At 72.7% G+C, this 20,229-nt stretch carries 16 protein-coding genes; 11 read left to right on the top strand and 5 right to left on the bottom strand.

Going from position 1 to position 20,229, the window contains the following annotated elements:
* Positions 1-24: 24 nt before the first annotated feature.
* The gene (gene radA / locus ACZ4IF_RS30740) at positions 25-1,434 is read right to left on the bottom strand and encodes a DNA repair protein RadA (RefSeq protein ID WP_467568614.1); all 1,410 of its coding nucleotides are present in this window, start codon (positions 1,432-1,434) and stop codon (positions 25-27) included.
* Between the two features lie 311 nt (positions 1,435-1,745).
* Here radA and ACZ4IF_RS30735 point away from each other — a divergent pair, with 311 nt between their 5' ends.
* Positions 1,746-3,497: a BACON domain-containing protein gene (locus tag ACZ4IF_RS30735; protein WP_467568612.1), complete on the top strand. Its 1,752-nt coding sequence runs from the start codon at positions 1,746-1,748 to the stop codon at positions 3,495-3,497.
* Positions 3,498-3,617: 120 nt separating this feature from the next.
* Here the strand turns inward: ACZ4IF_RS30735 and ACZ4IF_RS30730 are convergent, their stop codons facing one another.
* Positions 3,618-4,466 carry a DUF3109 family protein gene (locus tag ACZ4IF_RS30730; RefSeq protein ID WP_095935763.1) on the bottom strand — a complete coding sequence of 283 codons (849 nt, stop codon included), beginning with the start codon at positions 4,464-4,466 and terminating at the stop codon, positions 3,618-3,620.
* Positions 4,467-4,537: 71 nt separating this feature from the next.
* Here ACZ4IF_RS30730 and ACZ4IF_RS30725 point away from each other — a divergent pair, with 71 nt between their 5' ends.
* The 4 genes from ACZ4IF_RS30725 (at position 4,538) to ilvD (ending at position 9,461) form a co-directional block, all read left to right on the top strand.
* Positions 4,538-5,470: a Ppx/GppA family phosphatase gene (locus ACZ4IF_RS30725; protein WP_467568610.1), complete on the top strand. Its 933-nt coding sequence runs from the start codon at positions 4,538-4,540 to the stop codon at positions 5,468-5,470.
* 517 nt (positions 5,471-5,987) lie between these two features.
* Entirely contained in the window at positions 5,988-6,812 is an 825-nt protein-coding gene (locus tag ACZ4IF_RS30720; protein ID WP_467568608.1) for a sugar phosphate isomerase/epimerase family protein, read from the top strand.
* Entirely contained in the window at positions 6,809-7,426 is a 618-nt protein-coding gene (locus tag ACZ4IF_RS30715) for a TetR/AcrR family transcriptional regulator (protein ID WP_467568606.1), read from the top strand. The genes ACZ4IF_RS30720 and ACZ4IF_RS30715 overlap by 4 nt, the downstream gene beginning before the upstream one ends.
* Before the next feature lie 181 nt (positions 7,427-7,607).
* On the top strand, positions 7,608-9,461 hold the full coding sequence (gene ilvD / locus ACZ4IF_RS30710; protein WP_467568604.1) for a dihydroxy-acid dehydratase: 1,854 nt from the start codon (positions 7,608-7,610) through the stop codon (positions 9,459-9,461).
* Positions 9,462-9,603: 142 nt separating this feature from the next.
* Here the strand turns inward: ilvD and ACZ4IF_RS30705 are convergent, their stop codons facing one another.
* Complete coding sequence (locus tag ACZ4IF_RS30705) at positions 9,604-11,961, bottom strand: serine/threonine-protein kinase (protein ID WP_467568602.1); 2,358 nt, start codon at positions 11,959-11,961, stop codon at positions 9,604-9,606.
* 134 nt (positions 11,962-12,095) lie between these two features.
* Between ACZ4IF_RS30705 and ACZ4IF_RS30700 the strand changes: the two genes are divergently transcribed.
* The 3 genes from ACZ4IF_RS30700 (at position 12,096) to ACZ4IF_RS30690 (ending at position 14,153) form a co-directional block, all read left to right on the top strand.
* Positions 12,096-12,416, top strand: a complete 321-nt coding sequence (locus ACZ4IF_RS30700; protein WP_467568600.1) for a peptidase — start codon at positions 12,096-12,098, stop codon at positions 12,414-12,416.
* Positions 12,417-12,489: 73 nt separating this feature from the next.
* A complete protein-coding gene (locus ACZ4IF_RS30695) occupies positions 12,490-12,984 on the top strand; it encodes an EamA/RhaT family transporter (RefSeq protein WP_467568598.1) in 495 nt (164 codons plus the stop codon).
* Between the two features lie 377 nt (positions 12,985-13,361).
* A complete protein-coding gene (locus ACZ4IF_RS30690) occupies positions 13,362-14,153 on the top strand; it encodes a class I SAM-dependent methyltransferase (RefSeq protein WP_467568596.1) in 792 nt (263 codons plus the stop codon).
* Here ACZ4IF_RS30690 and ACZ4IF_RS30685 read toward each other — a convergent pair.
* Positions 14,117-15,538, bottom strand: a complete 1,422-nt coding sequence (locus ACZ4IF_RS30685; protein ID WP_467568594.1) for a SulP family inorganic anion transporter — start codon at positions 15,536-15,538, stop codon at positions 14,117-14,119. The genes ACZ4IF_RS30690 and ACZ4IF_RS30685 overlap by 37 nt on opposite strands.
* Between ACZ4IF_RS30685 and ACZ4IF_RS30680 the strand changes: the two genes are divergently transcribed.
* From ACZ4IF_RS30680 to proC, 3 genes are all read left to right on the top strand, one after another.
* A complete protein-coding gene (locus tag ACZ4IF_RS30680) occupies positions 15,465-16,763 on the top strand; it encodes an ABC transporter ATP-binding protein (RefSeq protein ID WP_467568592.1) in 1,299 nt (432 codons plus the stop codon). The two genes, ACZ4IF_RS30685 and ACZ4IF_RS30680, sit on opposite strands and share 74 nt — an antisense overlap.
* Positions 16,763-17,578: an ABC transporter permease gene (locus ACZ4IF_RS30675; RefSeq protein ID WP_467568590.1), complete on the top strand. Its 816-nt coding sequence runs from the start codon at positions 16,763-16,765 to the stop codon at positions 17,576-17,578. The genes ACZ4IF_RS30680 and ACZ4IF_RS30675 overlap by 1 nt, the downstream gene beginning before the upstream one ends.
* Positions 17,579-17,674: 96 nt before the next feature.
* Positions 17,675-18,484 (top strand): pyrroline-5-carboxylate reductase, encoded by an 810-nt coding sequence (proC, locus tag ACZ4IF_RS30670; RefSeq protein ID WP_359491811.1) that lies wholly within the window; start codon positions 17,675-17,677, stop codon positions 18,482-18,484.
* A gap of 194 nt (positions 18,485-18,678) precedes the next feature.
* Here proC and trpS read toward each other — a convergent pair whose 3' ends face one another.
* Positions 18,679-19,677, bottom strand: coding sequence for a tryptophan--tRNA ligase (gene trpS / locus ACZ4IF_RS30665; protein ID WP_359491809.1), 999 nt, complete (start codon positions 19,675-19,677; stop codon positions 18,679-18,681).
* Positions 19,678-20,229 lie beyond the last annotated feature (552 nt).

Below are 20,229 nucleotides of genomic sequence, written 5' to 3'. Positions count from 1 at the left end.
GGACGGGCGAGACCAGGGCAAAGTCTACCGGCGCTCTTCCTCCTCCCGTGGGGCCTCTCGACGACGGGAGCGAGGAAGGACCCGCAGCGCGTCGCCCATGTCGGCGACTTCCAGGACCTTCATACCGGGAGGGATCTTGCCCGGGTCGGCCGGTACGAGGGCGTGCGTGAAGCCCAGGCGGTGCGCTTCGGAGAGCCTGCGCTGGACGCCCGTGACCCGTCTGACCTCGCCCGCGAGCCCCACCTCGCCGATCGCCACGAGGTTCTTGGGGAGCGGGGTGTCACTCGCGGCCGAGGCGAGCGCGAGCGCGATCGCGAGGTCCGCGGCGGGCTCGGAGAGCTTCACGCCGCCGACCGTCGCCGAGTAGATGTCCCGCTTGCCGAGGGCGCTGATCCTTCCGCGCTGCTCCAGGACGGCGAGCATCATCGAGACCCGGGAGGTCTCCAGGCCGGACGTCGTCCGGCGCGGGGAGGGGATCTGCGAGTCCACGGTGAGTGCCTGCACTTCGGCGACCAGGGGGCGGCGGCCTTCGAGCGTGACCGTGAGGCAGGTCCCGGGCACCGGCTCGTCGCGGCGCGTCAGGAACAGGCCCGAAGGGTCCGCGAGGCCCGTGATGCCCTCGTCGTGCAGCTCGAAGCAGCCGACCTCGTCCGTCGTCCCGTACCGGTTCTTCACTCCTCGGACGAGCCGGAGGCGGGCGTGCCGGTCGCCCTCGAAGTGCAGCACGACGTCCACGAGGTGTTCGAGCAGGCGGGGGCCCGCGATGGCGCCGTCCTTGGTGACGTGGCCCACGAGGAGGGTGGACATGCCCCGCTCCTTGGAGGCGCGGATGAGCGCTCCGGCGACCTCGCGCACCTGTGCCATGCCACCGGGGGCGCCGTCGATCTCCGGGGAGGCGACGGTCTGCACCGAGTCCATGATGAGCAGGGACGGCTTCACCGCGTCCAAGTGGCCGAGAACGGCCGCCAGATCGGTCTCCGCGGCGAGATAGAGGTGGTCGTCGATCGCCTTGATGCGGTCGGCGCGCAGCCGGACCTGGCTCGCCGACTCCTCGCCGGTCACATACAGCGTGCGGTGCTCGTCGCTGGCCGACTTCGCGGCGACGTCGAGCAGGAGGGTGGACTTGCCGACGCCGGGCTCGCCCGCGACCAGGACGACCGCGCCGGGCACCAGTCCGCCGCCGAGGACCCGGTCCAGCTCGGGCACGCCGGTGGAGCGGGCGGTGGCCTGACGGCCGTCCACCTGCCCGATCGGTACCGCGGAGGTGGTGACGCGGCCCGGCGCCGTGGTGCGCACGGCGGGCGCGCCGTACTCCTCGATCGTCCCCCATGCCTGGCACTCGGGGCAGCGGCCGAGCCACTTGGCCGTCTGCCAGCCGCACTCGGTGCAGCGGTAGGACGGCCGGTCCTTCGCGGTTTTCGTTCGGGCAGCCATGACGGAACCGTAACCGAGCCCACTGACACCCCGGCCTGGACCTGTGGGGAAGGCCGGGAAGCGGGGCCCGGCGGTGAGCGGGCGCTCGGCCGGGGCGGTGGCCAGGCGCTCGGCCGGGGCGTCCGCCGGGCCGCTGCTTCCCGGTCCGCCGGCGCACCCGGCTGGGGTATCTGCCATCGCCGCCCGTGACGGCCTGGGCCACGGGATCGGAGGTTCGTGTACACGATTGAGGGATCGTTTCACCCGTACGGATTAAATGTGCTCAAGGGGGAAGAAGGGGCCACCTCAGGGCGCCTACGGTCGCACGGGTGATGAGCAGCAGTCCGGAGACCACCACGCACACCACCGGCGCACACCGGGCGCACGGACCCGCCCGCAAGCGGGTGGCGGCGCCCCGTGGCGCGAGCACCCGCACCCTGGCCCAGCGTCCTCCCGCGCGCTACGAACCGTACCTGGACGGCCTGTTCACCTACTGCCTGAGCGTGCTGTGCGACCACGACTCGGCCACCGCCGCCCTCGGCGACGTCCTCGCGCTGGCCGAGCGCCGGAGCCCGCGCGGGCCCGAGTCCGCGGCCGATTGCCGCGCCTGGCTGTACGCGCTGGCCCGCTGGTCCTGTCTGCGCAAGCTCACCGAAGCCCGGCGCAGACGCCAGGCGGCGCACGCCTCCGGGCGGCGCGCGGCCCACCGGTCGCACCAGGACGCCGCCGACCGGCGCGCGGCCGAGGCGCTGGGCGGCACCGTGTCCGAGGAGGTCAGGGCGCGGCGCCAGCGCGAACTCGCCCTGCTCGCCTGGCCGGAGGCCGCCGGCACCACTCCGGAGCAGCGCGAGGCGCTCGAACTCGCCGTGCGTCACCAGCTCGCCGCCCACGAGGTCGCCGCCGTCCTCGGCATGGACCTCGCCGCCGCCCGCGAGCTGCTCGGCTCCGCCGCCTGCGAGGTCGAACGCACCCGCGCCGCGCTCGCCGTGGTCGAGACCGGCGCCTGCCCCAGCGTCGCCCGCCTCACCGGCGACAACCAGCTCGTCCTGAGTGCCGCCCTGCGCTGCGAGCTGGTCCGGCACGTCGACGACTGCCCCCGCTGCCGCCGCACCGCCGAGCGCGCGGTCCCCGGCACCTGGCCCGGCACCAGCGTCACCCCCGCCGCCCTGCCCGTCCTGGAGGCGCCCCGCCGGGCGCTGCACACCGCGATGGCCCACGCACCGCGCGCGCGAAGCGGCGCTCCGCGCTTCGACCGGCGCGGTTTCCCGATGGACCCCAAGGACCACGCGGCCCGCCGGGACCGGCTCCGCGCGCGTGCCGTCACGACGACGGTCGTCGCCACCGTCGTCGCCGCACCGGTGCTCGCTCTCTGGGCGGCCTACCGGGGCGCGCCCCTCACCGGTGAGGGGACCGACGGCCGCCCGGTCACCGCGAGCGAGGCGCACGGCCCCGACGGCATGGACGGCGACGGGGCGGGCGGCTACGAGAACGCGGGCAACGCCAGCGCCCGGCCCGACGCACGCTTCACCAAGGGCAGCCGCTCACCGGACGTCTCCGTGGAGGTCGTCAGTGCCCCCGGAAGCACCCCGGGGCAGGGCGCCGGGCAGCTCGCCGTGACGGCGGGCAACAGTGGAGACACCACCCTCATCACGCTGACCGCGTCCGGGAGTTCACCGGTCCACTGGTCCGCCCGCACCGGAGCCTCGTGGCTCTACCTGAGCCAGTCCGCGGGGACCCTCCACCCGGGTGAGTCGGTGACGGTCAAGGTGTACGTCGATCATCTCCGGGAGCCGGTCGGCCACTGGAGCGCGCAGGTGGCGATCGCCCCCGCGGACGCCGTGGTCACGATCGCCGGCTACGGCAACGCGGGGCCCTCCGGTCCCGGGGGCCACGACCCGGCGCCGACGCCCAGCGACCCGGTCCCGACCGACCCCGGCTCGACCCCGCCACCGTCCGACCCCGACCCGTCGCCGACGCCGTCCGACCCGACGACCTCCCCGACGCCCACCGGTCCGACGCCGTCGGACCCGGGCGGCTCGACGCCGCCGCCGAGCGACAGCGGCGCGCCGACCCTGTCGTCGTAGGACGTGCCCATACGGCCCCGGGGCCGTCGTCCGGGCCCGACGCACCGGGGGCGGATGCTCTTCGGCCCTGGCGTCCCGGCCCGCCGTGCCCGCGGGCGTGGACGCGCCCCGTGCCCCTTCTCAGCCCGTCGGATCCGCCGGGTGCGGTGCCAGCAGCGGCAGCTGCGACGCCAGCCGCTCCTCGCAGAGCTCGACGAGGCGGTCGTACCCCGCCTTGCCCATGAGCTCGATCAGCTCCGGGCGGTACGACACGTACACCGGGTCGCCCGCGCCGTGCGCGGAGGTCGCCGAGGTGCACCACCAGTGCAGGTCGTGGCCGCCGGGGCCCCAGCCGCGCCGGTCGTACTCGCCGATGGAGACCTGGAGCACCCGGGTGTCGTCGGGCCGGTCGATCCACTCGTACGTCCGGCGGACCGGCAGCTGCCAGCAGACGTCCGGCTTGGTCTCCAGCGGCTCCCGGCCCTCCTTCAGGGCGAGGATGTGCAGCGAGCAGCCCGCGCCGCCCGCGAAGCCCGGACGGTTCTGGAAGATGCACGAGCCCTGGTACGGGCGCGTCTGGCGGTCGCCGTCCTCGTCCTCGGAGACCCAGCCGGTCTTCGTGCCCACGTCATGGTGCTGCCAGATGTCCGGCGTGAGGCGCGCCACGTGCTCGGCCACCCGCTTCTCGTCGTCCTCGTCCGAGAAGTGCGCCCCCAGCGTGCAGCAGCCGTCGTCGGCGCGGCCCGCCTGGATGCCCTGGCAGCCGCTTCCGAAGATGCAGTTCCAGCGAGAGGTCAGCCATGTCAGATCGCAGCGGAAGACCTGCTCGTCATCGGCGGGATCTGGAAATTCCACCCATGCGCGAGCGAAGTCGAGTCCCTTCTCGTCGGACACGGCGGCCTTCGTCGGGGACTTCTTGGGCTTGGGCGCCTTCGTCTGCGAAGAACCCTTGGCTGATTTGTCGGGCTTCGCCTTTTTCGTCTTTGGCACCCGTCCAGGGTAAGTCGCTTCTGCCCGCTCCGGGGACGGCCGACGGCCGTGAGGGCAGTAGCGTTCCGTATATGAGACTCGGTGTCCTCGACGTGGGTTCGAACACGGTGCATCTGCTGGTGGTGGACGCCCACCCCGGCGCCCGCCCGCTGCCCGCGCACTCGCACAAGGCCGACCTGCGGCTCGCCCAACTGCTCGACGGGAGCGGGGCGATCGACCCCGCGGGTGTCGACAAACTGGTCGAAACGGTCCAGGGTGCGCTGGAGGCCGCCGAGGACAAGGGCGTCGAGGCGCTGCTGCCCTTCGCCACGTCCGCGGTCCGCGAGGCGCGCAACGCCGACGACGTCCTGGCCCGGGTCCAGGCCGAGACCGGCGTGGAGCTCCAGGTCCTGACCGGCGAGGAGGAGGCCAGACTCACCTTCCTCGCCGCCCGCCGCTGGTTCGGCTGGTCCGCGGGCAAGCTCCTCGTCCTCGACATCGGCGGCGGCTCCCTGGAGATCGCGTACGGCATGGACGAGGAGCCGGACGCGGCGGTGTCCCTGCCGCTCGGCGCGGGGCGGCTCACCGCCGGCTGGCTGCCCACGGACCCGGCCGATCCGGCCGACGTGAAGGCGCTGCGCCGCCATGTGCGGGCGCAGATCGCCCGCACGGTCGGAGAGTTCAGCCGCTTCGGCGCCCCCGACCACGTGGTCGCCACCTCCAAGACGTTCAAGCAGCTCGCCCGCATCGCCGGCGCCGCACGCTCCACGGAGGGCCTCTACGTCCAGCGCGAGCTGAAGCGACGGGCCCTGGAGGACTGGGTGCCGCGTCTCGCCTCGATGACCGGGGAGGAGCGCGCGGAGCTCCCGGGCGTCTCTCCCGGCCGCTCGGCCCAGCTCCTCGCGGGCGCGCTCGTCGCCGAGGGCGCGATGGATCTCTTCGGCGTCGAAACCCTGGAGGTCTGCCCCTGGGCCCTCCGCGAGGGCGTCATCCTCCGCCGCCTGGACCACATGCCCTCGGAGTGACCCCCCGGCGACACCGGGCCCGCCCGCGTGGGCGTGGCCCGGGTCCGGCGGGCTCAGGGGCGCGGGGAACCGCGCACCCGGCGGCACCGGGCGGTTTCGGGCGAGCCTGGTCCGGGTCCGGCGGGGGTTAGGGGCGCGGGGAACTGCGCACTCAGCGGCACCGGGCGGTTTCGGGCGAGCATGGTCCGCGCTCGGCGGACCCAGGGCGGCTGGCGATGCGGGGTGACCGCGGCACGGTGGGGGCCGGGGGCGCAGTTCCCCGCGCCCAGGCCGGGTGGTCGCAACCCGCACTGATCCGTGCGGGCCCCTCGCCCCCGGGAACCGGACGAACCATCCCGGAACCCCGCCCTCAGAAACAGGACGAAACGCCCCCGCGTCACCGAGACCCCCACCACGTGACGGACCCCACCCCCGGCGCGAAGAGACCGGGAGACCACGGGTCACGGCCCTTGACGCCCCCGGCCGGAAGCCCACCACCCACGGCCCCCGGCCGGAGCCAACCCGTACTCTGTCCCTCGTGGCAGAACCAGTCGTACGCATCCCGGATGCGAAGGTCGCGTTGTCCACGGCCTCCGTGTACCCGGAGTCGACGGCGACGGCCTTCGAGATCGCCGCACGCCTCGGCTACGACGGAGTCGAGGTCATGGTGTGGACCGACCCGGTCAGCCAGGACATCGAGGCACTGCGCAGGCTCAGCGACTACCACCAGATCCCGGTCCTCGCCGTACACGCCCCCTGCCTGCTGATCACCCAGCGGGTGTGGTCCACCGACCCGTGGGTCAAGCTCCAGCGCGCCCGCGCGGCGGCGGAGAAGCTGGGCGCGTCGACCGTCGTGGTGCACCCCCCGTTCCGCTGGCAGCGCCAGTACGCGCGCGACTTCGTCAGCGGGATCTGGCGGATGGCCCATGAGACGGACGTACGGTTCGCCGTCGAGAACATGTACCCCTGGCGCTACCGCGACCGCGAGATGCTCGCGTACGCCCCCGAGTGGGACGTGACGAAGGACGACTACCGGCACTTCACGATCGACCTCAGCCACACCGCGACGGCCCGTACCGACGCCCTGCAGATGATCGACCGCATGGCCGACCGCCTCGGCCATGTCCACCTCGCCGACGGCAACGGCTCCAACAAGGACGAGCACCTGGTCCCGGGCCGCGGTACCCAGCCCTGCGCGGAGCTGCTCGAACGCCTCGCGCTGTCCGGGTTCGACGGCCACGTCGTCATCGAGGTCAACACCCGCCGCGCGATGTCCGGCGCCGAGCGCGAGGCCGACCTGGCCGAGGCCCTGGCCTTCACCCGGCTCCACCTCGCCTCCGCGGTGAAGGTGCCCCGCCGGTGACGGACGCCACGCCCCGCCGCGGCCGGGGGCGCCCCTCCCGTACGCAGACCCAGGCGGCCCCCGCCACCCGCGACCAGATCCTGGAGGCGGCCCGCGCCGAGTTCTCCGAGCGCGGCTACGAGAAGGCCTCGGTCCGGGGCATCGCGAAGGCCGCCGGGGTGGACTCCGCGCTCGTGCACCACTACTTCGGCACCAAGGAACAGGTCTTCGAGGCGGCCATCGAGGTCGCCTTCGCGCCCGCCCTGGCCGCTCCGGCCGCCATCGCGGACGGCCCCCTCGACGGCGTCGGCGAACGACTCACCCGCTTCGTGTTCGGTGTCTGGGAGAACCCGGCCACCCGCACCCCGCTCCTCGCGATCGTGCGCTCCGCCGTGAACAACGAAGCGGCCGCCGCCGTCTTCCGCCGCCTCGTGACCGCCCAGCTGCTGCGCCGCATCGTCCAGCAGCTCGACCTCCCCGACGCCGAGCTGCGCGCCGAGCTCGCCGCCGCCCAGCTCGTCGGCATCGCGATGCTGCGCTACGTGATCAAGATAGAGCCGCTGGCGTCGGCCGACCTGGAGCGGATCGTGGCGCGGGTGGCGCCGGTGGTCCAGGGACACTTGACGAACCCCTGAGCGATCGGCCCCCCGTGCGGCTCACCGCTGTTTCACTCGACGTACGCCGATGTCCGGACCCGTCGGTCGGGGTGCGCTCGGCGACCGAGATGTGTGTCCCGTATTTCGGACCGCCTGTCCGGATCCTGGAGCACCGGCGTACGCTCGACCCAGTCATAACTCTCCGAAGGAGCGAGCGACGATGCCCGAGCTGAGGTCCCGCACAGTCACCCACGGCCGCAACATGGCGGGCGCCCGCGCCCTTATGCGCGCCTCCGGTGTACCGGGCGCGGACATCGGGCGGAAGCCGATCATCGCGGTCGCCAACTCCTTCACGGAGTTCGTGCCGGGCCACACCCACCTCCAGCCGGTCGGCCGGATCGTCAGCGAGGCGATCAGGGAGGCGGGCGGCATCCCGCGCGAGTTCAACACGATCGCCGTCGACGACGGCATCGCCATGGGCCACGGCGGCATGCTCTACAGCCTGCCCTCCCGCGACCTGATCGCCGACAGCGTCGAGTACATGGTCGAGGCCCACTGCGCCGACGCGCTGATCTGCATCTCCAACTGCGACAAGATCACCCCGGGCATGCTGAACGCCGCCCTGCGGCTGAACATCCCGACGGTCTTCGTCTCCGGCGGCCCGATGGAGTCCGGCCGCGCGACCCTCGTCGACGGCACGGTCCGCACGCTCGACCTGGTCGACGCGATCTCCGACGCGGTGAACGACAAGATCTCGGACGAGGACATCCTCCGCATCGAGGAGAACGCCTGCCCGACCTGCGGCTCGTGTTCCGGCATGTTCACCGCCAACTCGATGAACTGCCTGACCGAGGCGATCGGCCTCTCCCTCCCGGGCAACGGCTCGGTCCTGGCCACGCACACCGCCCGCAAGGCGCTGTACGAGAACGCCGCCCGCACGGTCATGGACATCACCCGCCGCTACTACGAGCAGGACGACGAGACCGTCCTGCCCCGCAACGTCGCCACCTTCGCGGCCTTCGAGAACGCGATGGCCCTCGACATCGCGATGGGCGGCTCGACCAACACGATCCTGCACCTGCTGGCGGCGGCGCAGGAGGCGGGCCTCCCCTTCGGCCTGGAGGAGATCAACGAGGTCTCGCGCCGAGTGCCCTGCCTCGCCAAGGTCGCCCCGAACGTGGCGAAGGACCGCACGTACTACATGGAGGACGTGCACCGCGCCGGCGGCATCCCCGCGCTGCTGGGCGAACTGCACCGCGCGGGCCTGCTGAACGAGGACGTGCACGCCGTGCACAGCCCGTCCCTGGCCGACTGGCTCAAGACGTGGGACGTGCGCGGCGGCTCCCCGTCCGCCGAGGCGGTCGAGCTGTGGCACGCGGCCCCCGGCTGTGTCCGCTCCGCCGAGGCCTTCTCCCAGTCCGAGCGCTGGGAGGCCCTCGACGAGGACGCCGAGGGCGGCTGCATCCGCTCCGCCGAGCACGCGTACTCCAAGGACGGCGGCCTGGCGGTCCTCAAGGGCAACCTCGCCGTCGACGGCTGCGTGGTGAAGACGGCCGGCGTCGACGAGTCCATCTGGACCTTCGAGGGCCCGGCGGTCGTCTGCGAGTCGCAGGAGGAGGCCGTTCAGAAGATCCTCACCCAGCAGGTCAAGGAGGGCGACGTCGTCGTCATCCGCTACGAGGGCCCCAAGGGCGGCCCGGGCATGCAGGAGATGCTGTACCCGACCTCGTACCTGAAGGGCCGTGGCCTGGGCAAGGCGTGTGCCCTGGTCACCGACGGCCGCTTCTCCGGCGGCACTTCGGGCCTGTCCATCGGCCACGCTTCCCCGGAGGCGGCCGCGGGCGGCACCATCGCCCTGGTGCGGGACGGCGACCGCATCCGCATCGACATCCCGAACCGCTCGATCGATCTGCTGGTGGCGGAGGAGGAACTGGACGCCCGCCGCGAGGCCCTGAACGGCGTGTACGCCCCCGCGAACCGCGACCGCAAGGTCTCCGCCGCCCTGCGCGCCTACGCCGCGATGGCGACCAGCGCGGACAAGGGCGCGGTGCGCGACGTCTCGAAGCTGGGCTGAGCCGGCCGGCGGCCACGACGGCCGCCCGGACCGACAGCCGTGCGAGGGGCCGCTCCTTCAGGAGCGGCCTCTTCGCTTTCCCTCTCGCCCGGGCGTGAGGGGCGTCACGAGGTGGTCGCGTCGGAACCCCGGGGCCCGTACCTCACCACGCAGAGGGATCGCGGGCGTCGACCGCGAACAGCGAGCCGTCCGGGGCGGTCCCGTAGACCCTGCCCGGGGCGGCGACCGGAGCGGGAAGCACATTGACGAGGGAGCCCCGCCGGTCGCCCAGGCGTGCCTTCGTCTGGCCGAGCAGGGTGCCGCGCGCCGCGTCGACCGCGAGGAGCCTGCCGTCCACGGCGCTCAGGTACAACCGGTTCCCGGCCACGACGGGCGCGGACGCCCAGCTGACGGACGTCTCCGCCCGCCACAGCTGCTTCGACGTCCTGGTGTCGACGGCCACCAGCGCGCCGCCGTCGGCCAGTAGATAGACGGTGTCGCCGGCCACGGCGGCCTGCGCGCCGGGCAGCGGGAAGCGCAGCGCGACCCGCTCGGCCGTGCGGTGGGCGACGTCGTAGCGGACGACGGCGTCGGTGTAGCTGTCGGTGGCCGTCGAGGTGAACCACACCGCCCCGTCGTGCGCGCCCACGATGTTCAGTGTCCCGGCCAGGTGCCGCTGCCAGCTCATGGCACCGGTCTGCGGGTCGACCGCGGCCACCCGGGTCTCCTTCCCGGCCGCCGTCACCGCGTAGGCGACTCCGTCCCCGTACGAGGAGAAGCTCGGCATCGTCTGTCCCGGGAGCGTGTGCTGCCACTTCTCGTTCCCGGTCGTCGCGTCGAGTGCGGTGACCCGGGAGTCGGGGCCGGTGAGCAGGACGACGCCGCCGGCGTGCGCGACGCGCCCCTCGTAGCGGGTGACGTCGCGGCTCCAGCGGGTCCTGCCCGTGGCCGGGTCGAGCGCCGTCAGCTGCTTGCCGCCCCGGCTGAGGACGTGCAGGAGCCCGCCGGAGAGGACCGGCTCCTGGGCGACGTCGGTGCCCCGCCGGGCGGTGTCGTTCCGGGACCACAGCACCCGGCCGTCCGTCGCGTCGACGGCGGCGGCCAGCACACCGGGCCTGATGCAGTACAGGGTGTGGGGTGTGTACGTGCAGTGCGGCTGGCCGGTGGCCTCGGCGCCCCGTGCGGTCAGCTCGACCTCCCACGGGCGGAAGGCGCTCGCCGACCGCTGCCCTGTGTCCTTCTTCTGCGGTGCCGGGTCGTCCGATCCGGCGAGGAGGACCGTGGCGCCGACGCCCACCGCGACCGCGAGTCCGGCCGCCGCCACGGCGAGGAGCGGACGCCGCCGGGCCGACCGCGGCGCGGCCGGCCCGGTCTCCGTCCCCGACGTCCCCGACCTCCCGGGCTGCGCGGGCCCGATCTCGGGAGCGGGTGCCGTGGGACGCGCCGGACCGTCCCCGCGCGCGTGTGTCGCGTCGTCGGCCGTCGGACGGCTCCCGGCTCCGGACACCCGACCGCTCCGGGCTCCGGACACCGGTCCGCTCCCGGACGCGGGACTCTCGTCGTCGGCCGCCGGGTCGGTCCACGGCGAGGCGGCCGCGGGGGACGGTGCATCCGCCCGTTCCTCCTGCCCGTGCCGCGCCGACTCCCCGTTCCGGGTGCGCTGTTCGGGTATGAACGCCTGGGTGTCGTACGAGGCCGACACCGAACGCAGCGCGGTCATCAGTTCGTCCGGCGTGGGCCGGTCCTCGGGCTCCTTGGCGAGGCATCGCGAGACCAGTCCTGCGATGTCCTCCGGCACTCCTGTCAAGTCCGGCTCTTCGTGGACGACTTGATACGCGACGAGATACGGACTGTCCGAGTCGAAGGGCCCGCTCCCGGTGGCCGCGTGCACGATCACCGAACCCAGCGCGAACACGTCGGCGGCCGGCCCGACCTGCCGTGGCCTGCGGAACTGTTCGGGAGCCATGAACGGCGGCGTGCCGATCAACTTGCCGGTCTCCGTGCGCAACTCGCTGTCCGAGGGCCGGGAGATGCCGAAGTCGATGACCTTGGGGCCGTCGCCCGCCAGCAGCACGTTGCTCGGCTTGAGGTCGCGGTGCACGACACCGGCCCGGTGGATGTCGCGCAGCGCCTCGGCCAGCCCGGCCATCAGATGGCGCAGCCGGGCGGGCGGCAGCGCGCCGTTCCGCTTCACATGCTCGGCCAGGGTCGGCCCAGGGATGAACAGGGTGGCCATCCACGGGTGTTCGGCCTCCGGGTCGGCGTCCACCACGGGCGCGGTGAAGGCGCCGCTGACCCGTCGGGCCGCCGCGACCTCCTGCCTGAACCGCCCCCGGAATTCCGGGTCTTGAGCGAACTCGGCATGGACGACCTTGACCGCGAGCCGTAGCCCGGAGGCGGACCGTGCGAGATGCACGATGCCCATGCCACCGGATCCGAGTTCCGCCTCCAGCAGGTACTGCCCGGCGTACCGCGGATGTTCCGCTTCCGGGTCCGTACCGGTGCTGCGCCGTGGCGGCATCACTCACCCCCGTGTGTTCGTCCGCACGCGCGACGCGCAGAGCCTAGTCGATGCTTCGTGCGAAACCTCGGCGGCTTGCTAGCCTCGGCGCTCAGTATGAACTTGGCGTGAACCATTCACGGGGGGAGGCCAGAATGGCCACGGAGGACATCGAGATCACGGGCGCGGGGGAGACGGCGGACGCCGAGGCTCTGACCACCGAGACGGCGCGGACGTACCCGCTCGCACCGGGGTACAGCGTCAACGTCCGCAGCGGCCCGGGCACCCACTACAGCATCGTCCGCACTCTGCCGGCGGGCTCCAGCGTCCCGATCCGCTGCCAGTGCCCGGGCGAGACGGTCACCGGCCCGTACGGGACGTCGAAGATCTGGGACAACATCGCCAACGCGCAGTTCGTCGCGGACGCGTACGTGAAGACCGGCAGCGACGGATACGTCGCCCCGCGCTGCTCCTGACCGAGGACGGTCCCGGCCGTCGTCCGACGACGGCCGGGAATCCGCGGAGGAGCGCCGGAGCGATAATCGTCGGGTGAGCGACGAGACAGAGACCGGCACCCCGGCAGGCCCCCAGCCCGAGCCCCTGCGTTTCTTCGGGACGACCTGGGTGGCGCACGAGGGCGGCTACACGGGCCGCCGTGTCGGTGTCGCCGTGGGGTCGCTGGCCGCCGCGGTGGCCTCCTGCTTCGTGCTCCGCTTCGCCTACCAGGGCCTTGCCATCGCGGACGTCGGCAAGCCCGTGACCGTGCTGGTCGTGGTGATGTTCGCGGTGTGCAGCGCGCTCGCGTTCCGGCACACCTGGGACTCGTTCGCCAAGCGCCCCGACGCCGAACGCCAGGCCTCGCTCCGCGGTCTGCTGGCCATCGGCTTCATCGGCTCCCTCTTCGCCTACTTCTTCCGCTCCTTCACCGAGGCCCCGGGCGAGCGCCTGCATCGCGAGGAGTACGAGGAGGCGCGGCAGCAGTACGAGCGGCGCAGCAAGCGCCGTACGGGCAACCCTTCTAAGAAGCGGGGCCGACGCTCCTGACCCCTGGCCTCGGATCGGGGTCGGCACCCTGGGAGCCGGGGCTCGTTCGTGGTTCCGCGCGCGGCTCCTGGGGGCGGGATCGGGTGCCCGACGGCGGGCAGGGCCGAGTGACGGCCGAGATGCCGGGCCGCCGAGGCGCCGCGATCCTGGGCTGCCGCGACGGCGCGACGGCGCGATGCCGAGGCGCCGGGGTGCCGGGGTGCCCGAGGTGCCGACCCGCCGGGCCCGCCGGGCCGCGGTCCGCAGCCGCGGCGGGCCGAGCCGGAACCCGGAGGCGTGCCCCGGGACACGTACCGGACGACATGCGGCGGCGCTCAGCCAGGGGCACCCGCCGAGGCACCCTGCCCCCGGCTCGTACCACCCGCCACCATGGACACATGACCGCTTCCGCCTCCGCGTCCTCGCACGCCACCCGGGCCCACTCCTTCAACGCCGCCGCGGCCCAGTACGCCGCGAACCGCCCCTCCTACCCGCCGGCCCTCTTCGACGCGATCGAGGACCTGGCGTCCCGCCCGCTCGCGGGTGCGAGGGTCGTCGACGTGGGTGCGGGCACCGGCATCGCGACGGCGCTGCTGCACGCGCGGGGCGCGGATGTGCTCGCCGTGGAGCCCGGCGAGGGGATGACCGCGCAGTTCCGCCGCACCCTGCCCGGCGTCCCGATCGTCCGGGGCACCGGCGATGCCCTCCCGCTGGCCGACGCCTCCGTCGATTTCCTCACCTACGCCCAGGCCTGGCACTGGACCGACCCGGCCCACTCGGTGCCCGAGGCGCTGCGCGTCCTGCGTCCGGGCGGCGCCCTCGCCCTGTGGTGGAACACCGACGCCCTGGACGTTCGGTGGATCGCCGAGGCGGCCGAACGTGTCCAGCGGCGCTTCGGTATCGACCCGGTCGTGGAGAAGAGCGGCAGCGGCGCCCGGGCCGCCGCCGCGCTCGCCGCCGACCCGAGCCGACGACTGGACTTCGACCGCCGCCAGGTCCGCTGGAGCCGCCGCGTCCCCCTCGACACGCATCTCGCCAACCTCGGCAGCCATTCGGCGTTCCTGGTCCTTGGCGAGGAGGCCACCCGGGCGTTCCTCGCCGAGGAGCGCAATCACCTCCTGCCCCTCTTCCCGGACGGAACAGTGGAGGAGACCTACGTCGTGGACCTGCTGGTGGCGACCCGCTCGTGATCCCGCCCGGCGGCCCAGCCCTCCAGGGCCGCCGCACACGCGTGGTCCACATGCCGGAGCCCGCCCAACTCCAGCCGTACATCGCGGTCGTGAGGCAGCGCCTCCAACGCGTCCAGCAGCTTCGGCAGCCGCAGGAAGGTGGCGTTGCCGACGACCCGTACGACGATGCCCGCGGCCCCGCGGTCCTCCGTGTCCACGTGCACATGGCTGATGTCCCACGCGGTCTTCGCCACCGCGAGCGCCAGCCCGGCCAGCACGCCCTCGAACAGGTTCCCGACCACGATGGCCACGGCCGTCACCGTGAGCACCACCAGTTCGCCCCGGTGCGTCCGCCACAGCGGCCGCAGCTCCCGTACCGGCACGAGCTTGCAGCCCGCGTGCACCAGCAGCCCGGCCAGCGCGGCCACCGGGATCACGCCGAGCACGCCCGGCACGACGGCCGTGAAGAGCAGCAGCCACACCCCGTGCAGCACCCGCGAGGCCTTGGTCCGCGCCCCGGCCTGCACGTTCGCCGCGCTCCGCACGATCACCGCGGTCATCGGCAGCGCCCCGAGCATGCCGCACACGGTGTTGCCCGCGCCCTGCGCGATCAACTCACGGTCGTAGTCGGTGCGCGGACCCCGGTGCAGCCGGTCCACGGCCGCCGCGCTGAACAAGGACTCCGCCGAGGCGATCAGCGCGAACGCCAGCACCGTCCCGATCACGCCCACTTCCGTGAGCCGCCCCAGATCGTCGGCGGACGGCGGACGGACGGCATCGAGCAGGCCGCGCACCTCGACGCGCCGCACCGACAGGTCGAACAGCCCGGTCACGAGTGAGGCGAGCGCCACCGCCACGAGCGGCGCCGGCACCAGGCGTGCCCCTCGCCGCCACCGCGGCCACAGCAGGAGTACGGCCACGGTGGCGCCGCCGACCGCCAGCGCCACCGGGTCCGCGTCACCCGCCAGCGACACCAGCCCGCCGATCTTCCCGAGTCCGCTGCCGGGCGCGGTCGCGTCACCCATCGCGTACACCTGGCCGGCGATCAGGACGAGCCCGATCCCGGCGAGCATTCCGTGCACCACGGCCACGGACACGGCCCGGAACCACCGTCCGAGACGCAGCACTCCGAGCGCGAGCTGCGTCAGCCCGGCCGCGAGCACCAGCACGCCCAGCGCTTCCACGCCGTACGCACGCACCGCCTCGTACACCAGGACGGTCAACCCGGCGGCGGGCCCGCTCACCTGGAGGCTGCTCCCGGGCAACGCCCCGGCCACCAGGCCGCCGACGATCCCGGTGACCAGCCCCAGTTCGGCGGGCACACCGGAGGCCATGGCGACACCCACGCACAGGGGCAACGCGACGAGGAACACGACGAGGGACGCGAGTAGATCGGCTTTACGCATGACAACGGCACCTCCGGTCGAAGAGCGGGAGATGCGTGGGTGCCGGGCCGGGGGAGGGCACGGCGGACCTGCCGGCGCGTCACATGGTCGCTCGGCACCCGTCGTCCGGGCGCCGAGCGGCATATGTCCGCGCACTGAAATCCATTGTCAGGAAGGGCCGTTGATTGCACACCCCTTCCGTGGAACAGCCACGTGGACACGGAAGCGCACCGTCCCGCGCACCCCCGGAGCGCTCCCCTCCGATCACGCCGACGCGCGCTTGCGCCGCCTCGTGCGACCGGGGTTGACCGGCGCGCCGCACAGGAGGAATATTCATCGCATGATGATTATTCGGTCGCGTCCGCCCGACCCGTCGGACCCCTCCACGCCCTTTGACCAGCCCGCTGTCCGCGCCCAGGAACTCACCGTCGTCCGAGGGACGCGCACCGTCCTCCGCGGACTCGAATTCGCCGTGCCCCGCGGCCAGATCACCGGACTGCTCGGCCCCTCCGGCTGCGGCAAGTCGACACTCATGCGCTCCATCGTCGGCACCCAGGCGAAGGTCACCGGCACGCTCGACGTCCTCGGCCGCCCCGCCGGCGACCCCGCACTCCGCTCCCGCATCGGCTACGTCACCCAGGCCCCCTCCGTCTACGACGACCTGACCGTCCGCCAGAACCTCGCCTACTTCGCCGCGATCCTCGACCCCGGCCGGGCCGCCGCCGAGCGCCGCCGCGCCGACGTCACCCAGGCCATCGCCGACGTCGACCTCACCTCGCACGCCGACGCCCTCGCCGGCAACCTCTCCGGCGGCCAGCGCAGCCGTGTCTCCCTGGCGGTCGCCCTCCTCGGCACCCCCGAACTCCTCGTCCTCGACGAGCCGACCGTGGGCCTCGACCCCGTCCTGCGCCGCGACCTGTGGAACCTCTTCCACACCATCGCCGCGGAGCGGAACGCGACCCTGCTCGTCTCCTCCCATGTCATGGACGAAGCCGAGCGCTGCCACCGCCTCCTGCTCATGCGCGAGGGCCGGATCCTCGCCGACGACACCCCCGACGCGCTGCGCGCACGCTTCGACTCCGACACCGTCGAAGCCGCCTTCCTCCGCCTGGTCGACGAGGCGGCAGGGGCCGGCAACCGGCCGGCGAAGGACACCGAGCCGGCGTCGGACGACAGGAGCGCGACGGGCGACGGGCAGGGAACCGACTCCCGGACCGGCGACCCCAGCCGAAAGGAGACCGCCTGATGAGCACCACCGGCACCACGTCACCCGCGAACCCCGGCACCAGCGCTTCGGCGGCCCCCGCACCACGCCCGAGCGCACTCAACCTCTCGCGCACCACCGCGACGGCGACCCGCGTGCTGCGCCAGCTCCACCACGACCCGCGCACCATCGCCCTGATGATCCTCATCCCGTGCGTGATGCTCTTCCTGCTGCGCTACGTCTTCGACGGGAGCCCCGCCACCTTCGACTCCATCGGCGCCTCCCTCCTCGGGATCTTCCCGCTGATCACGATGTTCCTGGTGACCTCGATCGCCACACTCCGCGAACGCACCTCGGGCACCCTCGAACGCCTCCTCGCCATGCCCCTCGGCAAGGGCGACCTGATCGCCGGCTACGCCCTGGCCTTCGGCGCCCTGGCCATCGTCCAGTCCGCCCTCGCCACGGGCCTGGCCGTCTGGTTCCTCGGTCTCGACGTGACCGGCTCCCCCTGGCTCCTCCTGCTCGTCGCCCTGCTCGACGCGCTTCTCGGCACCGCCCTGGGCCTCTTCGTCTCCGCCTTCGCCTCCTCCGAATTCCAGGCCGTCCAGTTCATGCCGGCCGTGATCTTCCCCCAGCTCCTCCTCTGCGGCCTGTTCACACCCCGCCCCAACATGCACCCCGTCCTGGAAGCCATCTCCGACGTGCTGCCCATGTCCTACGCGGTCGACGGCATGAACGAAGTCCTCAAACACACCGACATGACGGCCGACTTCGTCCGTGACGTCGCGATCGTCGCGGGCTGCGCCCTGCTCGTCCTCACCCTCGGAGCCGCAACGCTCCGGCGCCGCACCGTCTGACGGCCCGCACCGTCCGCACACCGGACACACCGACCCGTCCGCCCCCCTGAGTGCGAGGATGAGCCCAGGACGACGCACCCCGGAGGGCACCCGCACATGACGCAGAAAGTCGCAGTCCTCGGCACCGGCAAGATCGGCGAAGCCCTGCTCAGCGGAATGATCCGAGCGGGCTGGGCTCCCGCCGACCTGCTGGTCACCGCCCGGCGCCCGGAGCGGGCCAGGGAGCTCCAGGAGCGCCACGGAGTCACCCCGGTCACCAACCCGGAAGCGGCGAAGACCGCCGACACCCTGATCCTCACGGTCAAGCCACAGGACATGGGCACCCTCCTCGACGAACTCGCCCCGCACATCCCCGCCGACCGCCTGGTCATCAGCGGCGCGGCCGGCATCCCCACCTCCTTCTTCGAGGAGCGCCTGGCCACAGGCACCCCGGTGGTCCGCGTCATGACGAACACGCCCGCCCTCGTCGACGAGGCCATGTCCGTCATCTCCGCCGGCAGCCACGCCACCGCCGACCACCTCGCCACCGCCGAGGAGATCTTCGGAGCGGTCGGCAAGACGCTCCGCGTCCCCGAGAGCCAGCAGGACGCCTGCACCGCCCTGTCCGGCTCCGGCCCGGCGTACTTCTTCTATCTGGTCGAGGCCATGACCGACGCGGGCATCCTGCTCGGCCTGCCCCGCGACAAGGCCCACGACCTGATCGTCCAGTCCGCGATCGGCGCCGCCGTGATGCTCCGCGACAGCGGGGAGCACCCCGTGAAGCTGCGCGAGAACGTCACGTCCCCCGCGGGCACCACGATCAACGCGATCCGCGAACTGGAGAACCACGGCGTGCGCGCCGCACTCATCGCCGCTCTGGAGGCGGCCCGCGACCGCAGCCGCGAGCTGGCCTCCGGCAACAACTAGCCGAGCAGCTCCCGACCGCCGGGGCGTCCGGGTACAGCCCCGGGGCGCCGGGCAGCCTCCGGGCCACAGCGGGAAGACGGTGGGCCGGCCGACACCGGCCCACCGTCCCTCAGCTCACACCGACCCCACCCGCCCGGCCCCCGCGTCTTCGCGCCCTGTCCCCTCCGAGGCCTGTCGACGCGCACGGGACCGCATCAGCCGGCCGGCAGCAGCCCGATCGCCCGATAAGCGGCATCGACTCTCGGCCTCGCCATGGCCCTCGCCTTCTCCGCCCCACTTCGGAGCACCCCCTCCACATACGCAGGATCCGCGCACAACTGCTGGTGCCTCTCCTGTACGGGCCTGAGGAGCTCGACCACGGCCTCGGCGGTGTCCTTCTTCAAAGCGCCGTACGACTCATATACACCGGCCAAGGCCTCGGGGTTCCCACCCTCACAGGCCGCGAGGATCTCCAGCAGATTCGAGACCCCCGGCCTCGCCTCCCGGTCGTACACGACGTCCTGACCGCTGTCCGTCACGGCACGCATGATCTTCTTCCGTACGACATCCGGCTCGTCGAGCAGATAGACCACCCCCGGTCCCACGTCGTCGCTCTTGCCCATCTTCGACGTCGGCTCCTGGAGGTTCATCACCCGTGCGGCGACGTCCGGACGGGTGGCCCGGGGCACCACGAACGTGTGGCCGTACCGCTGGTTGAAGCGCACCGCCAGATCCCGGGTGAGTTCGACGTGCTGGGTCTGGTCCTCCCCGACCGGCACCTCGTCGGTTCCGTACGCCAGGATGTCCGCCGCCATCAGCGCGGGATACGTCAGCAACGACAGCCGCACACTCCCGCCGCGCTCACGCTCCCGCGACGCCTTCTCCTTGTACTGGATCATCCGACGCATCTCCCCGTCGGTCGCGACGCACTCCAGCACGTACGACAGCCGGGCGTGCTCGTCCACATGGCTCTGCACGAACACGGTGCACAGGTCCGGATCGAGCCCGGACGCGAGCAACAGCGTCGCCGCCTGCCTGCTGAGCCTGCGCACCCGCGCCGGATCGTGGTCCACGGTCAGCGCGTGCAGGTCGACGACGCAGAACAGGGCGTCGGCCCGATGCTGATCGACGTCGGCCCAGCGCCGTACGGCCCCCAGGTAGTTCCCCAGCGTCAGATGCCCGGTCGGCTTGACCCCGCTGAAGATCCGCGTCATCTCTCCACCTCCTGGTCGAGGCCGCCGCGCCCGCCGGCCGGCTCTCCAGGAGGGAGATACAAGAACGGCCGCCGAGGCGGCGGCCGTTGAGTGCATACGTGAGTACGGCCGCCGTCAGGTGGCCCACCACAGCTGGGTGCACGTACGCGTTGTCATGGAGACGAGCGTACGCCTGCAGGGCACCGTCCGGGCGCGAGTTGACACACCCAGGCCCCGTCCGTAGTGTTCTCCGAGTTGTCCGACGTGAGCGCCGACTCCGGTCGGTCCCCGGACAGCCATTCCGCACCAAGCATTCAACGATCGACGACCTCGTCGTCGACGCGTTTTCATGCATGTTTGCGAAATGAGGAATCCGCGTTCGAAAGAGCGCGACCCCGATTAGCTCGGGGGCCGCGATTCCGCTAAAGTCTCACTCGTCGGAACGGCCCAACAGCCGCGAAGACAAAACCCGCCGACGGGGAATCGGACACGAAAGAGTCTGATAGAGTCGGAATCGCCGGAAAGGGAAACGCGAAAGCGGGAACCTGGAAAGCACCGAGGAAATCGGATCGG

It is taken from the genome of Streptomyces sp. NPDC025784, assembly GCF_055558435.1.
The sequence above is the reverse complement of the archived record's forward strand: the minus strand, read 5'-3'. Positions and strand labels throughout refer to the sequence as shown.